The sequence below is a fragment of the Arthrobacter sp. ov118 genome, assembly GCF_900116495.1.
Taxonomy (GTDB): Bacteria; Actinomycetota; Actinomycetes; order Actinomycetales; family Micrococcaceae; genus Arthrobacter.
Genome location: NZ_FPAY01000001.1, coordinates 47,830 through 63,969 on the forward strand (window position 1 = coordinate 47,830; position 16,140 = coordinate 63,969).

General features: G+C 64.3%; 11 protein-coding genes. 5 read left to right on the top strand and 6 right to left on the bottom strand.

Going from position 1 to position 16,140, the window contains the following annotated elements; all coding sequences use genetic code 11:
* Positions 1–116 precede the first annotated feature (116 nt).
* The gene (locus BM372_RS00245; protein WP_090950325.1) at positions 117–3,509 is read left to right on the top strand and encodes a GH25 family lysozyme; all 3,393 of its coding nucleotides are present in this window, start codon (positions 117–119) and stop codon (positions 3,507–3,509) included.
* A gap of 63 nt (positions 3,510–3,572) precedes the next feature.
* Here the strand turns inward: BM372_RS00245 and BM372_RS00250 are convergent, their stop codons facing one another.
* From BM372_RS00250 to BM372_RS00270, 5 genes are all read right to left on the bottom strand, one after another.
* Complete coding sequence (locus tag BM372_RS00250; protein ID WP_143111401.1) at positions 3,573–5,072, bottom strand: glycosyltransferase family 39 protein; 1,500 nt, start codon at positions 5,070–5,072, stop codon at positions 3,573–3,575.
* A gap of 4 nt (positions 5,073–5,076) precedes the next feature.
* A complete protein-coding gene (locus BM372_RS00255) occupies positions 5,077–6,222 on the bottom strand; it encodes a glycosyltransferase family protein (protein WP_090950331.1) in 1,146 nt (381 codons plus the stop codon).
* 82 nt (positions 6,223–6,304) lie between these two features.
* The gene (locus BM372_RS00260) at positions 6,305–7,396 is read right to left on the bottom strand and encodes an acyltransferase (protein WP_256213967.1); all 1,092 of its coding nucleotides are present in this window, start codon (positions 7,394–7,396) and stop codon (positions 6,305–6,307) included.
* Positions 7,393–7,791, bottom strand: coding sequence for a DUF2304 domain-containing protein (locus BM372_RS00265; RefSeq protein WP_090950336.1), 399 nt, complete (start codon positions 7,789–7,791; stop codon positions 7,393–7,395). Before BM372_RS00265 ends, BM372_RS00260 begins: the two co-directional genes overlap by 4 nt.
* Positions 7,792–7,795: 4 nt before the next feature.
* Positions 7,796–8,434 (bottom strand): glycosyltransferase family 2 protein, encoded by a 639-nt coding sequence (locus tag BM372_RS00270; RefSeq protein WP_090950339.1) that lies wholly within the window; start codon positions 8,432–8,434, stop codon positions 7,796–7,798.
* 214 nt (positions 8,435–8,648) lie between these two features.
* On the opposite strand from BM372_RS00270, the gene BM372_RS00275 reads away from it, so the two are divergent.
* A complete protein-coding gene (locus tag BM372_RS00275) occupies positions 8,649–10,484 on the top strand; it encodes an ABC transporter ATP-binding protein (protein ID WP_090952791.1) in 1,836 nt (611 codons plus the stop codon).
* Between the two features lie 46 nt (positions 10,485–10,530).
* Here BM372_RS00275 and BM372_RS00280 read toward each other — a convergent pair whose 3' ends face one another.
* Positions 10,531–11,529, bottom strand: coding sequence for a glycosyltransferase (locus tag BM372_RS00280; protein ID WP_090950342.1), 999 nt, complete (start codon positions 11,527–11,529; stop codon positions 10,531–10,533).
* Positions 11,530–11,661: 132 nt separating this feature from the next.
* Between BM372_RS00280 and BM372_RS00285 the strand changes: the two genes are divergently transcribed.
* From BM372_RS00285 to wecB, 3 genes are all read left to right on the top strand, one after another.
* Complete coding sequence (locus tag BM372_RS00285) at positions 11,662–12,819, top strand: glycosyltransferase (RefSeq protein WP_090950345.1); 1,158 nt, start codon at positions 11,662–11,664, stop codon at positions 12,817–12,819.
* A gap of 156 nt (positions 12,820–12,975) precedes the next feature.
* On the top strand, positions 12,976–14,982 hold the full coding sequence (locus BM372_RS00290) for a DUF6541 family protein (RefSeq protein WP_090950348.1): 2,007 nt from the start codon (positions 12,976–12,978) through the stop codon (positions 14,980–14,982).
* 80 nt (positions 14,983–15,062) lie between these two features.
* Positions 15,063–16,139 carry a non-hydrolyzing UDP-N-acetylglucosamine 2-epimerase gene (gene wecB, locus BM372_RS00295; protein WP_090950350.1) on the top strand — a complete coding sequence of 359 codons (1,077 nt, stop codon included), beginning with the start codon at positions 15,063–15,065 and terminating at the stop codon, positions 16,137–16,139.
* The last annotated feature ends 1 nt before the right edge of the window (position 16,140 follow it).

Below are 16,140 nucleotides of genomic sequence, written 5' to 3' on the forward strand. Positions count from 1 at the left end.
TCGTTTCGGCGTCAAGACCCAGCGAATTGACGTATCGGCTTCCGACTCCCGGATGACCGGTCATGGTGAACTAGTTAGCGTGTTTTGCGGAGCACGCTAGCGCTCGGGAGAGACGCATGAAGCCGAACACGCCCCTGTCGATTCGCCGCACCTCGCGGCTCCGGACCGTTGCCGTCGTGGTGGTCACCGCGGTAGCCGCACTCGGCCTTCCGGTGCAGGCCTGGGCTCTTGAACCGGCGCCGTCCGCTCCCCCGTCTGCCCCGGCCCCCGCCTCAGCTCCCCCAACTGCCCCGGCGCCCACCCGCGCAAGCCAAAACCCGGCGGCCAGCAGTGTGCGAACGGCTGAAGCCACGCCGGCGCCCAACCCGGTCCCGACGGCGTCGCCGTCGCCGCCAGTGACGGGCACCGCTCCGGGAGCCATTGACATGAAGGCGCTCAACGCGGCCATCGGAACAAACGGCGCGTACATGGGCCAGGGCCTGAAAACCCGGCTGGCCGGCTCCCCCCGGTCCAGCGCTTCTTCAGCTGTCGCAGAGTCCCTGCAGATCGAAAGCACGTGGCGGGCCCCCGGCATTCAAGGCCTGGACGTGAGCGGCTACCAGCCAACGGTGAATTGGCCGGCGCAATACTCCATGGGCGCCCGCTTCGCGTACGTGAAAGCCTCCGAAGGCCTCAGCTACCGCAGTCCCGTTTTTGCTTCCCAGTACTCCGGCGCCCTGAACGCCGGCCTCATCCGCGGCGCCTATCATTTCGCGCTTCCCAGTATCTCCACCGGCGCGGCGCAGGCGGATTACTTCGTCAACAGCGGCGGGGGCTGGAGTCCCGACGGGAAAACCCTGCCGCCGCTGCTGGACATCGAATACAACCCCTACAGCACTCTCGGCAACACCTGCTACAACATGAGCGCGGCCGCCATGGTCGGCTGGCTCAAGGACTTTTCCAACCGCGTACTGTCCCGGACCGGCCGCCTGCCCATGATCTACACCACCGCGAACTGGTGGTCGCAGTGCACCGCCAACTCGGGTGCCTTCGGAAACCAGCCGCTTCACCTGGCGTCCTACTCCACGTACGTCGGCAATGTGCCGAACGGCTGGGGAACCTACAGCGTCTGGCAATACAGCAGCACGGGCCCCTTCGCCGGCGACTCCAACGCTTGGAACGGCAGCTACGCCAACTTGCAGAAATTCGCCTCCACTGCCGACGGGGCGGTCCTGAAGCCCTCGATCATGTCGACCGGCGACGTCGTAGCGGCCGATGCCAGCGGCGCCCTGTGGGACTACCCGGCCACCGGCACAGGCACTCTTGGTGCCCGGAAGCAGATCGGCCAAGGGTGGAGGGGGCTCCGCTCGATCAACGTTATCGACTGGAACGCCGACGGCGTCCTCGACGTCGTCGCTCAATGGACATCCGGCCGGGTCAACGTCTACCTCGGTGTCGCTTCCGGCGGTTTCTCGGCAGGACCTGTGCTGGCGGCCTCCGGTTGGGCCGGCTACCAGCTCACCATCGGATACTGGCTGAGCAACAGTTACTTCCCTCAAGTCCTCACCCGGGACGACGCCGGCAACCTCGCCATCTGGCGCAACAGCTCCGGCGGCGGCGTCGGCGCGGGCAGCAAGATCAGCGGCGGCTGGAACAACCTCAACCTGACCATGGTCGACTTTGACGGCGACGGTAACCAGGACATCCTCGCCCAAGACGCGGCCGGGATCATGCGGCAGTACCGTTCCAATGGCTCGGGCTCCTTCATCGCTGAATCGCGCCGGACTGTCGGCAGCTCATGGAACCAGATGACCAGCGTGAGCGTTACTTTCTCCTTCAAGGGCTACGCGGCGACCGGCATCATGGCCCGTAGCCGTGACGGCATCCTTCGGTACTACCCCGTTCCGGGGAACTCCAGCTGGGGAGCCTCCACCATCATTGGATCGTCGTGGGGCAGTTTCCTGATCGCCGGGGGCGAGAACATCAACGGTCAAGTCCCCTCCGCCCCGCCAAGCCCGACGCCGGCGGCTAGCCCTTCCATTAAGGCCGCGTCCGACGTCGTCAGCGCCTACCCGGACGGCAGTCTCTACCGACGCGCGACCGGCGCCGGAGTCCTTGGCTCGCCCGTCAAGATTGGAGCAGGCTTCACCGGAATTTCCTCCGTGCATGTTCTCGACTGGAACGGGGACGGCACCCAGGACCTGGCGGTCCAGACCAACGCCGGTGCCCTGACGATCCGCAAAGGCCTGTCCGCCGGCGGCTTCTCAGCCCCCACGGTTCTGCTCTCGGGATTGGCCGGAGCGGACCTCACCTTTGGACCATGGCTGAAGAGCTCCAAGTATCCCGGATTGGTTGTCCGCCGACCGGACGGGGTCGTGGCGTTTTACAGCAACGCCGCCGGCAGCACCCTGGGAGCCCCAGCAGCCCTGGCCACGACTTTTGCCCGCACGGACATCACCATGCTGGACGCCGACGGGGACGGCAGCCAAGACCTCACCGCCCTGGACAACCTCGGTCAGATGACGCTCTACCGCTCCAACGGTTCGGGGACGTTCATCAACGAGAACCGCGCCCTGCTCGGCACCGGCTGGTCGGTCATGAACAGCATCAGTCCCGCTCGTGGCTTCACCGGGTCTGGGTCCACGGGCCTGCTCGCTCGTGACACAACCGGCGCGCTCAGCTACTACCCGCTGGCCAAGGGCGTCCTGGGCACCAAAAAGGCCTTGGCGACCGGATGGAACACGATCCTTATCGCAGGCAGCACCACCATCATCCGCCAGCAGTCTCTCTCCACGACGTCCGACGTCGTCCGGGTCGACGCCGGCAAGCTGTGGGCACACCCGGCCAACGGAACCGGCGGCTTGAAATCGCCATACCCGATCGGCACCGGCTGGTCCACCGCTAAGACCCTCCACGTTCTGGACTGGAACAAGGACGGTGTGCCCGATGTGCTGGCACAGTGGTCCTCGGGTGCCCTGAGCGTGTACTTGGGTGCCAAGACCGGGGGCTTCACCGGCCCGCTCAGCCTCGCCAGCGCTGGCTTCGCCCAGACGACTTTTGTCACCGGCCGGTGGGTCAAGGCGAGCAGCTATCCGGGCCTCGTCGGCTATGGAGCGGACGGCGCCCTGTACTACTGGGCCAATGTTTCCGGCGGTGCCCTCAGCGCCCCCGTGAAAATCGGGGTGAGCTGGGGTGGCCTGAAGATTGCCATGACCGACTTCGACAGTGACGGCAACCAGGATCTGGTTGCGGTCAATTCTCTCGGCGCCATGCGGCTCTACCGTTCCAACGGCCAGAGCGGTTTCATCTCCGAGACGCGGACAACTATCGGCTCATCATGGCAGTACTTCAAGCAGTTTTCCAGCACGTCAGGCTTTGCGGGCGCCGGCTCCAAGGGTGTCATGGCGCTGCTGTCGAACGGCCAGCTGAGCTACTACCCCATAGTCGCGGGAAGCAGGTGGGGCACCCGCACCACAGCGGGAACCCTGCCGTCATCGAGCGTGGTCTCCATGGCCACCTCCGCCTACTAGAGAAGCCGCAGGCGCCGGCATCGAGGATGCTGGCGCCTGTGGCGTGAGTTGTCCTGAAGCGACTCAGCGGCGTACCCAGACCTCCAGGTTGCTGCTGCGTGTGGCTAGCCTGAATTTTGAACGCAGGACCTCATCCATGCCCTTGGATATCAGAAAGCGGGAGTGAGGGGCGCCGATCACCGCGGCCTCCGCCGCCGCCAGCTTCGTTTCTTCCCCGCTGTCAGTCGAGCGAAGAACATCGAACGCACTGCCCTCCTTGGGACCGCTACCGATCATCATTTTCACTCCGGAATAGTCAACCAAGGGACCGCATCCCCTGGCCACTGAGCGGCTGAGAGAGTCAGAAACAACGGACATGTAGGCGAAGGGAGCCCACACGCACTGATACGTTGACACCGCCTTGGCAACCGCAGTTTCACTAACACCCTGCAACGGAGGCGGATTTAGCGAGAAACCTGCGATGCCTGCCGGTACCAGGGCGGCAATTCCGAGAACTGCGACTATCCCCGGCCCAGACCGGGGGGCCACGCGGCCAGCCAGGCGAGCCAGCGAACCGACGAAGGCCCCCAAGGTCAGCGCGATCGTGGGCGCCACAAAGTTCGCATAATGGTCGAAGAAACTGCCGGAGGTCAGTAGGGCCGCCGCTTGCGTCACGACGAGAAGGGCCCAACACCAGGCATCATCGTTTGTGAAATACTGCTTCCGCGCAACGGCGGCCCCGATCCACGGGGCCAGGACGGCGATGAGAAGCAGCGCTGCCAAAATCCAGAGCACGACCGTCGGCACCGGTGAACCCACAAAAAATTCCAGCCGCTGCTCGATCCCCTTGCGCACATCCGAGCGTCCCATTTGCGCCAGGACGACGTCCTGGAACATCGCCTGCGGCGCCGCCAGGAAGAACGGGCCGGCTACCGCCAGCGCGAGAGAAACTGTCCCGCCCAAGAACGCCAGCAATCCACGTCGCCCGAAACGCACCACAACGAAGATGGCCAGGACAAGGATGGAAATTACGGCCCAGAGCTTGAAGCTCAGGCCCAGCCCCAGCATCCCCCCGGCCAGAAACAGCCAGCGCGCTCTGCGGTCACTGTGGTATTTGCGTAGGAACAGGAAGGCAAGGAGGAGACAGACATTCAAAAGCGCGGAGAGCATGATGGAGCGCTCGGCAATGTTGGCCGCCACCCACACCGCATAAAGGCCGCCGCCAACAAGACTGGCGGCGATTCCGCGGGATCTCAGTAGAGACGCGACGATCATTGCGCTGGACGTCCCGATTACCACAAAAAGAATCCTCGCGAGGCCAATTCCCCAGCGGTCCGAGGTCATGTATCCGATCCAGGCAAAAGGTGCCATGAGCACACTGATGCCCGGCGGATGAACCAGCACGAAATCGCGATACGGGAGGGCACCGGAAATCAGATACACGCCCGAGGCGTAATGCACTCCGTCGTCATATCCGCGGAATCCTCCCAAAGCGTTGGACTTTGTGAGCGGCAGGAGCCGAAACAGAAAAGCGACCAAGCCAACCAGGGCCACCGTCCACCAATGTGCGATGAAGGACCGCAACACCTCAGGAAACCGCGGAATCGGAGGCAGGCAGCAACGCGCGGATCGCGGCTTCCCAGATCCCGAGCTGAGATTCCGCTGCCAGCGGCTTGGCGGCGCTGTCCGCCGCCCGCTTCCACTCCATGATCTGCCCGCGGTCCAGCGACTGGATTGTTTTGGCCAGCGCCGTCGGGGTGAAGTCCGGAGTGACCGTGCCAAAACCGTACTGGTTGACGATCTCCACCATCGACGGTGAGGGTCCCACAATCACGCCCAGACGGGCCTGAACCGCCTCGAAGAACTTGTTGGGCAAGGCGTTCTCCATGTTGAAATTCGTCGGGGGAAGGAACACCAGCGAGACGTCATATCCGCTCAAAGTCTGAACGAGTTCGGCATAAGGCACTGGATCGCGGAACTTCACCGCCGGTACGTCAGCCGCCGCCTGCTTCAGTTCGGCGACGTAATCCGGTTCGTTGGGCATCACGATCATGTCCAGCTCGACCCCGGACGGCGCGCTGCGCATCGCCTCAATCAGGTTCTCCAGCTTCCGGTAGCGCTGCCCCGCAGCACTGTGGATCAGCCTGATTGTCTCCCCGACAGGCCGAGGCGCTCCCTCCGCGAAGGGCGCTGCGTTCGTGACCACGCCCGCCGCAACCCCGAAGTCCCGGGTGTACTGCGCCGCGATGCCCGGCGCGACCGTGGTGAGAGAGCGGGCCCGGGGCAGGTACGTGCGGCACAGCCACCGCATGTACGGTGCGACGAACAGGCGCCACTTGAGGTCGTCGTCCTTTTCCTTCGGCGCAAACTCATGGAGATCGGAATGGACCCCGTACTTCGCTTCCAGTTCCAGGGCCAACGGCAGCGTGTTCAGATCATTGGCAAGAATGACATCGACGGAAACGCCTGCCAGCAGCTTCCGCGCCTGCTGCACCGCCGACATTTGGTCATAGGCGCGTCGGTAGCGACGGCCCAGCAGCCCGATCCTGTCCGAAGGCCAGCCGATCGCATCCGGCGACAATGCAAAATGTTCATCCACGCCATCCGGCGCGGCCCCGTAACCGCACGTGATGAGGTGATACTTGCCGCTGAAGAGCCCCACCTGCTTGAGCACGCGCGGGTCAGACCGGATCGGCGAGAAGGAGATGATGAGAAGTCGGGGCAAGGCAGTCATGCCTCCATCATTCCAGACCCCGAGGCCACCCCTTCACGCCGGGCAGCGTCCCGCCGGCAAGCGGGTGCGTGAATGCCCGCCGCTAAAAAATGTTCCGCAGAAAGGGAATCCGGGATGCCAGGACAGCGATGGTAAAGCTCAGGACCAGCGTGGCCGCGTAACTTGCGAAGGCTGCCACGACCGACCTGCCGTCGAAGACCGCCGGCACGTTCAGCCTGATGATTTCGAAGACCAGCAGGTGCACGAGGAATACGCCGAAGGAAGCTGCGGAGATGGTCACGAGCATCCGCCCGGCCGCGGGTGCAGGCGTGATGCGGCTGAAAATGGACCTGGCCGACAGAAATACCGCCACGGCCAACACCATGACCGTTGGCGAGAGGTAGCTGACCGGCGACACCACGTTCAGCAAGCCCGCCTGTCCCTGGTGTCCGTACTGCCACAGGCAGAGTCCCGCCAACCCAATTGCGACCACGATCGCGGCGAAAAGCGACCAGCCCCTGAGCAAGACGCCCCGCAGCGCGCGGCCGGCCACGAAATAGCCAACGTAGGGCAGCCAGTGAGTGAAGATGTTCAGGCTGATCGGCCTGGCGAAGCCCAGCGACCCTGCGATTCCGGGAGCCATGAAAGCCAGCGCTGTGGCGGCCAACAGGGCAGCCGCAAGGATCTGCGCCCGCCGCGGTCCCCCGTTCTGCAGGAACGCCGTGATGAGCGGGGCAACCAGGTAAAGACCGAGAATCAGCCAAAGGAAGTACAGCTGGGTAAAGACGGCGCCGTCATAGAGCAACTGGGCCGCCCTGGCCGGTGGCAGGTCTTCACCGCGCATCAGCCACCGGACTCCAAGCAGGTAGACCAGGTGCCACACGATAAGTGCCGGCAGCAGCCGCACCGCCCGTTTGCGGTAAAACGATCTCGGTTCCAGGACCCGGTCCTGGGGCGCCAGCAGGAGTGCACCGGAAATCATGACGAAAACCGGCACGACCCAGATGAAGGGGATATCCAGGGCCGCCCCCAGCCACCAGTTGCGCGACCCGCGCTCGGAATGGCCCATAACGTACCCGAAGAGGTGGATCGCTACCACACCACAAATACTGAGAATTCTCAGTATGTCCAGGGAGTAGTCGCGAGGCGAAGCGACGGCCGCGCTAGCTTCCGGGCGTGCCCTGAGAACCGTCACTCGCTCTCCTGCATCCGTTCCGAGAACACGTCCGAGGTCGCTGGCGGCGCATCCTTGAGCCAGGGGCGGGGGGTTTCGTCAATGGCGATGCGCCGGGAAAGTTGGGTGAGCGTTGTCTCCATGTGCCGGAAGCGCTGGTAGGTCGTGGCCATAAAAACCATGAAGCTGACGATCAGCCCGTAGAGGACAAGATCCGTGCCACGGCCGATCCCGAGGGAACGGGCGAGCATGGTCAGTAGCTCCGGAAAGAAGATCGACAACGCGGCCACAACCGCGAAAATCACCAGCATTATCCGGCGGATGGCCAGGTGCCGGGCATTCGAACCGCCGCGCATGAGCGCGAGGGAGACGATGACGACGGCAAGTACGAGAACTACTTGGACTATGATCTGCAATTTCTCACCTAAACAGGAGGTCAGCGATGATGTTGACGGAGTTCAGCAGGGACTGGCCTTTTGCCTTTGAGTAATCGGTGTAGATGATCTCCACCGGGTGCTCCACCCAGCGCGGGCTGATCTCGGACACCTGATGGATCAGCTCAGAGGCGTGCGCCATCCTGTTCTGGGTGAGGTGGATCTTGCGGGCGACCTCCGGACCGATGGCGCGCAGGCCATTGTGCGCGTCCGTGAGCGCCATTCCGGTGGCCAGCCGGGACTGGATCGCGGCGGTCCGCAACACCAGACGCTTGGCCGGGGAAAGTTTCGTGCGGCCGTCCAGGAACCGTGAGCCCAGAACCAGGTCGGCTTCGCCTGTCCGCACACGCTCAGCCATTGCTTTGGCGTCCTCAACCCGGTGCTGACCGTCGGCGTCGAACGTTACGATGCAGTCAAGTTCGGGATCCTGCAGCGCGTACTCGAAACCCGTCTGGAGGGCCGCACCCTGGCCGAGGTTGACGGGGTGCTGGACCACAACTGCGCCGGCCTGCCTGGCCACATCCTGCGAGCCATCGCTACTTCCGTCATCGACGCACACGACATTCGGAAACTCCTTGCGGACTCCGTCGATCACCCCGCCAACGACGGAGGCCTCGTTGTACATAGGTATGACTATCCAAGTGCGACTCACCCACCAAGTATTCCACAGACGACACCATCGAACCGGGCGGCGCCGCGGCCCGCGGCGCGAACGGAAGGGCTGAGGCGGGGCCTGGATCCGGCAGTCGCGCGACTGCCGCGGGGCCGGCAGAACCGGAGCCCAGGCAGCACCCCGCGTACTATGGGAAGGATTCTTCCCCGCCGTTTTGGAGTACTCCTTGAAACAACTGCGCCGCACGATGCGCGAGCTGCTGCCTCTTCTGCCCGATAACGCGAGGCGGTTTCTGACTCTCTTCGGCGTGCTCTCGGCGGTCCTCTCGCTCCTCGATTCGGCGGCGCTGGGCGTCTTTGCTTTGGTCTTGAACCAAATCCTCAAGGGCGGGACGATGACCCTGCCAGTTGTAGGAACCGTCAGCCAGGAGACGAGTCTTTTGATTCTTGTCTCCTCGGCAATGGTCATGATCCTGAAATCCGTGCTCAATATCTGGCTGCAGTGGGTGTCCACCCGCAAGTTTGCCGACTATGAACTTGAGATTGGGTCCATTCTCTTCCAGAGCTACATCCGTGCCCCGTGGACGGAAAGGATGAAACGGTCTACCACCGAGCTTGTCCGGATGATCGACGTCGGAATTGCCAACACCGTATCGGGAGTGCTTTTCCCGGCTGTAGCTCTGCCGGCGCAGGCGCTGACTTTCGCATCGGTCCTCGTGGTGCTGGTCGCTGCATCCTGGCAGACCGCTTTGTCCACCGTCATTTACCTCGGGATCATCGCGGCTTTCCTTTACCTATGGCTCTCAAAGAAGTCGTATGAGGCAGGAAAGGTGAACCGCGACGCCGCACAGCGTATGTCCACCCTGGTGGCTGAAATGCTCGCGGCCCTCAAGGAAATCACCCTCCGCGACAAGGCTGAAGAAGTAGGCGGCATCGTCCTGCATAGTCGCGAACGCGCCGCCCGGTCACGGTCCAATATCAGGTTCATGAGCGCGGTCCCAAGATTTGTCATCGACATGGCCCTGATCGGCGGCTTCCTGCTGATCGGGGCGGTTGGCTACACGATCGGCGGCATGGAAACGGCCATGTCGTCGGTGGCGATCTTCGGCCTGGCCGGATTCAAGCTGGTGCCGGCGCTCACCACGGTCCAGGGCCAGATGACCCTGATCCAGTCGACTCTTCCCTACACCGAGATCGTGATCCGGGACATCAAGGACGCGGCCGTCTTCAGGGAAAACGCCGAGAAGCTTGGCAAGACCCCCATCACCAGCGAACCGAAAATGCTTGAACTGAAGGACGTTGAATTCACCTATCCGGGGGCAGAGGGTCCGGCGGTCACCAATATCAGCCTCAGGCTGCCCATCGGCTCTTCCGTGGGAATCGTGGGCCAATCGGGAGCCGGCAAGTCCACCCTCATCGATATCTTCCTGGGCTTGTTGACCCCGTCGAAAGGCACCATGACCCTGGACGGCGTGCCGCTCGAGGACGTGCTGTCCGATTGGCGCAAGCGCGTGGGCTATGTGCCCCAGGACGTGGCAATCTTCGACGGCACAGTCGCCCAGAATGTGGCCCTGAGCTGGGGCGGCGACATTGACGAGGACAAAGTTCGAACGGCGCTGGAACGCTCCCAGCTCCTCGACACCATCAATACCCGCGCCGGCGGAATCCATGGCCGGGTCGGCGAACGGGGCCTGGCCCTCTCAGGCGGACAACGCCAGCGTCTGGGCATTGCACGTGCCTTGTACATGGACCCCTTGGTCCTGGTGCTCGACGAGGCCACCAGTGCGCTGGACACGTCCACGGAAGCCGCAGTCGCCAATGCCATCAGCGAGCTGCACGGCGAGATCACCGTAATCTCCGTGGCTCACCGTCTCTCCACGATCCGGCATAACGACCAGATCTGTTTCATGAAGGAGGGCACCATCGTTTCGCAGGGAATTTTCGACGAGGTCGTTCGCGACAATCCGGATTTCGCCCAGCAGGCTGCCCTCGCGGGCCTCTACCACCCGGACGGCGCCCCAGCCGCAGGAGAGGTGGCGCGCCCGGAGGCACGCGCGCTGTAAGCAATCGCCGGCGCCGCCGGCCCGTCACGGGCTGGCGGCCAGTTCCCTAGCGGCCGGCGATTCCCCGGTAGAGATCCGCCAGACGGTCCACGTATGCTGCCGCGTCGTATCTGGGCAGCGCCCACGTTGACCCGCCCAATGCGCACGCAGCAGCCTGCGGGTCCTTAAGCGCTTCGAGGACCTGTTCCACGACTTGGTCCTCCGTTCCCTCCAAGACCGGGGGCGTCGAGCCGTCGTCCGGCCGCGCCAGCCGCGTCCCCAGGGCGGCCAGCGGCACGCCCATGCACAGGGCTTCGAACTCGCTGGTGGCAAAATTGTTGGTGGCCTGGCCGACGCCGACATGGGCCCCGGACATGACGCGGTGGTATTCCTCCTGCGACATGCGGTCCAACAGCGTCACACCGGCCTCCGCCGCCCGCCCGGCCCCCGGCCCCCAGTTCAGTCCGAGAATCCGCACTTCGGGACCGACTGCGCGTCGGAGCCGGCGAGCCAGGCTCAACTGCCGCTCCACCCCCTTGTCTTCGTCCCAGCGCGAGACAAAGAGGATGGTCGGCCGGGCGTCCGGCCGCCAGTCAGGGAGGCTGGCAGCGTCAACTAGGGCGGGCAGGAATTCGGCGTCCGGCCGTGCCGCCAGGGCGTTTTCAGCGGTGTCGTTGTTCGCGAAGAAGACGTGCGCGGCGCCGTCGATGGCACGCTGGATCTCATCGTGGAAGGCAGGATCTCTCCACTGTTTGCGGATGTCGGTACCGTGCAAGGTCAGGGCGTAGGGACGGCTCGGCATACCACGTTCGCGCAGCAGCCGCGCGCTGGTGGCGTAGTGGACATGGACGACGTCCGCCTTCCACAGCTTCGCGGACCTGCGGGCGACATACGGAACGAAGCGCGCCCGGGCCAGGACCGGATTGGCCGGTGCAGGAGTCAGGGGGCGCACCAGTTCGGGCGGCAGGTAGTCCCACTTCTTGCCTGCCCGGCTGGCGGCCCGGACCATGGTTCGGGCCACGAAAGCGCAATCGTTGAATTGCAGTACATGAGGATCGGCCTTCATCCCTGCCGCCTTGCCTCGGCGGCTGCGGGGGACGTTCCCCGGGCGGCGCGGACGGAATCCCGAGTTTCGTTTGGCACCCAGTAAGGTTATCGCGGGACTCCCCAAATAACCTCGTTCAGGAGTGCTTAGTCCATGCGCCAAAGCATCGAAGTCGTCATACCGGTCCATGATCCCGCACGGCCGGTAGCGCGCGGGATAGCATCCGCCCTAGACCAGCGCTCCGCGCTGGCCGTCCGCGGCGTCGACCTGCACGTGACTGTGGTGCTGCACAACCTTGCAGCGGACAGCCTGCCTCAGCCCGGATCCGCGGCTGAACTTCCGGCTAGCGGCGACGGCGTCACGTATCTCACCCACGCCGACGGCGTGGCGTCACCGGCCGGCCCCCGCAACTACGCCCTGAGCCGCAGCGATGCGACCTACCTGAGCTTCCTTGATTCAGACGATTACCTGGAACCTGGTTCGCTGCTGTCCTGGTGGCAAGTGGCCGAAAAGCGCTCTGCCGCCGCGGTGATCGCACCGTTACGGACACCCTCGGGCCACATCCTCGGGTCCCCGCGAATTCGACCGTCCAAGCCCCGGGTCCTCCACCCGCTCCGGGACGGGCTGGCATACCGCAGCGTGCCCTACGGCCTGTTACGCCGGGAGAGTTTGCTCGCCCTGGGTTTTGGCTACACCGAGGGCATCCTGACCGGCGAAGACATTGAACCCACGTTGCGGCTCTGGTTCCGCTCCGGAGCCATTTGCTATCCGTACGGCGCGCCCGCGTATCGCCAGACGGACGACTCAGGGCCAGACCGCGTAACGAGCTCTATCCGGCCGCTAAGACAGGAGTTCGCGTGGCTGGAACACCTGCTTGACACGGACTGGCTGCGGCGGGCATCGACGTCGGAAAGGCGCGCCATCGCGCACAAGGTCCTGCGGGTGCACGGCGTCGGGGCCCTGCTCAGACGCGCCGACGCCCCCGACTCCCCCGGCCGGCCACCATTGTGGGATCCCGAGGAGAGCCGGTATTGGCGCGAAGTGGCCGACAGGGTCCTGTCCCTCGCCGGCGGTTCCATTCCAAGTATCAGCAGGCGCGACCGGGCACTCATCGGGGCCGCGGGCTCGGCCGGCGAGCTTCAGCAACTGCGCACCCTGGCGGCCGATTACCGAGGCTCCGGACGGATGGGGGCATTGCTCACTCCACGGCTGCGGGACTCACTGTCCCGCGACTCGACGCTTCGCCACTACCTCACCGAGAGAGTGCGGGCCACGACCGGCGTTTTCACAGCACCGCCCGCCGCACCCTAAAAGAGAACCGGCGACAAAAAGAGCTCCGGCGACAAGGAACCCCGCGATAAGGGAACCCGCGCCACCGTCCCTCCGCCGCCGCAGGCTTCCGCGCGCAAGGGTACCCGCCCGGCTTGCTAGACTCGAGTCGGTAATTTCGGACGGGCAGGAGCATTAATGAACTGGGGGCAGGCGTTTCCCGCTATCGCCGTGGCCGCACTCTTGATGTTCCTTCCCGGATTAGTGCTGGCCAGGGCATTGGGCGCCAAGGGCTTCGCCTCCGCGGCAATGTCCCCTTTGGCATCCTGCGGCCTCATCGGGCTCGCGGGCGTGGTGGGAGGACTGCTCCGGCTGGGCTGGGGACTTTTCAGCTATCTGCTCGTGACAGCTGTCTGCACCGGCTTGGCTTTCCTGCTCCGGAGATTTTTAAGAGGACGGGTTGCCCCCGTCGCGCCGGCCTCGGCGGCGCCTGCCGTCCAGTGGGCGGCCATCCTGGGCGGCATGGTGGCAGGTTCGGTCCTGATACTCACGCGCCTCCTCCCGGCCATCGGCAAGCCGGGAAACTTCGGCCAAGTGTACGACAACATTTTTCACCTCAATGCGATCCGGTACATCCTCGAGACCGGCAACGCCTCGTCACTGACGTTAGGCCGGATGCTCAGCCCGGATGCCGGGATCGCGATCTATCCGTCCGTGTGGCATTCCCTGGCGGCCCTCGTTGCCCAGTTGACCAGCAGCGACGTCTTTGTCAGCGAGAACGCCGTGATCGTAGCTGTGAGCGCCCTCCTGTGGCCCTTCGCCTGCATCATGTTGGTCCGGGGCATCACCGGTCCCCGCGTCTTGCCGCTGGTGGTTGCCGGCGCCCTGAGCGGCGGCTTCTGGATGTTCCCCTTCCAATTGCTCCAGTGGGGCCCGCTCTACCCCAACACCCTTGCCTACAGCTTGCTGCCGCTGGCGCTGCTCGTCCTTGTGGGGTTGTTCAGGGCCGGGCGCGAACGATTCCTGGACGACGTCAGCCTCTGGTCCTTCCTGCTCATTGCAGTTGCGGCGTTGTTCCTTTCGCAGCCCAACGGTGTCACGGCACTCTTGGCCTTCTCCGTCCCCCTCATCGCAGCCGCGTGGTTCTCGCAGCTGCGGGTCCGCGTCCGCACCAAAGCCGGCTTCCGGCCAATCGCGCTCGTAGTCCTGTGGGGTTTTGCCTCGGCCGCGGCCTTCCTCCTCGTCTGGCAGGCCCTGCTCCTGAACTTTGACAGCTGGAAACCCAGCCGGACCCTGGACCAGGCTGTGGGTGACGTCGCGACCGGCACGCTGCTTGGCGGCGGAGAGACGATGGTCGCCTCGGTGGCAGCCCTGTTGGGCATAATCACGATCATCTGGCGGCGCAGGGGTGGCTGGATTATTGCCTGCGGACTCATTGCCGCTGCCCTCTACGTCGTCGCCGTCGTCATGTATCAGGGTCGCTTCCGGCACTTTACGATCGGCTCCTGGTACCAGGACCCCTACCGGCTCGCGGCCTTGGTGCCGTTGTTCATGATTGTTCTTGGCAGCGTGGGTGCTGACGGCCTAGTGACCGCGGTCAGGGGATGGCTTCGGCGCATCGCTTCGAAACGCTCCACGGGCCGGCGGCTCGGGCTCCCTGAATTCAGGGGATCCGGGAGCCTGTACGCCATCGCAGCAGCCGCGATCCTGGCGCTCGCTCTCTCCACCCTGGTGAGTAGCGTCCATAGCCCCGGACTGGACGCAATATCTACCAAGATCAAGAACTCCTATTCCTATTACCCGGGCTGGGCGGTATCCAGTGATGAATTCGCCCTGATGTCCCGGCTCGATGCGACCGTTCCGAAAGACGCCGTTATCGGCGTCAACCCGTTCAACGGCGGAACGCTGGCCTACGCCATTTCTGGTCGCCACGTCACCCAGTACCATCTTTCGCCGGGGCCCGACGAAGATCTTCGCAAGATTGCAATGGACGTAACGACGTCGCAGACCGGGGCTGAAACCTGTCGACTCGCGGAGCAAGAACACGTGCACTATATTCTCGACTTCGGCCGCTTCTACATCCTCAACTTCGTGGAGGCCCAGGCCTATCCAGCGTTCGACAACGTGGCAGCCACGCCGGGCGCAAAGGTCGAACTCGTGGACCATCAGGGCGCGGCCAAACTGTACAAAATCACGGCGTGCTGACCATGCTGCGTCCGGTTTGGACCCGTGCGCAGGATCACAGCCCGCCATGGCCGGGCACCGCAATCGCCTAAGCTGGGGGCATGCGTATTCTCAGCGTCGTCGGCGCAAGACCACAATTTGTAAAGCTCGCACCGATCGCGTCAGCCCTCTCCGGCCGGGCAGAGCACTTGATTGCCCACACCGGCCAGCACTATGACGAACTCATGAGTGATGTTTTTTTCCGTGACCTGGGGATCCCGGCGCCCGATTTCAACCTGGGTGTGGGGTCCGGCAAGCACGGCGCACAAACAGGGGCCATGCTCGGCGGCCTGGAAGAGATCCTCGAAGAGGCCAAACCGGACTGCGTTCTGGTGTATGGCGACACCAATTCCACCCTCGCCGCGGCGATAGCCGCGGTCAAGATGCACATACCGCTGGCCCACCTGGAGGCCGGGCTGCGTTCTTTCAATCGGCGCATGCCTGAAGAACATAACCGTGTCCTCACTGACCACGCGGCGGACCTGTTGCTGGCCCCCACCCAGGTGGCCGTTGACCACTTGGCCAACGAGGGCCTCGCCACCAAAACGGTCCTCGTCGGCGACGTCATGACCGACGTCCTGTTCCAGGTCCGCGCCCTGCTGGAAAGAAGGAAGGAGCCGCTCCCCCTCGACGTGGCCCCGCAGGGATACTACGTCAGCACCATCCACCGTCCGGACAATACGGACTCGCCGGCCCGCCTCAAATCCATCCTTGCCTCCTTGGCCTCCCTGGACCGCCCGGTCCTCCTGCTGGCCCACCCGCGCCTGGTCAGTTTCGCCCAACGTCACGGACTGGCCCTCGAGCAGGGAAGCATCCGGGTCTGCCCGCCGCTGGCCTATCCGCAGCTGGTCAACGCCGTGGTCAACAGTGCAGGTGTCATCACCGACTCGGGAGGCCTGCAGAAGGAAGCCTTCCTGCTGCGGGTCCCGTGCACGACGATCCGTCCCGAGACGGAGTGGGTTGAGACCCTCGAAGCGCGGTGGAACGTCCTGGTGAGCGAAGACCTCTCCGTCCTTGCCGACACGGTGAAGCGGCCCGCTCCCGAGCCTACGGACGCGGCTCCGTACGGCGACGGACACGCCGCCGAGAAGATCGTGGACACGCTCCTGAACTTCAACGCGGAGTTCGGCAGGCAGTAGG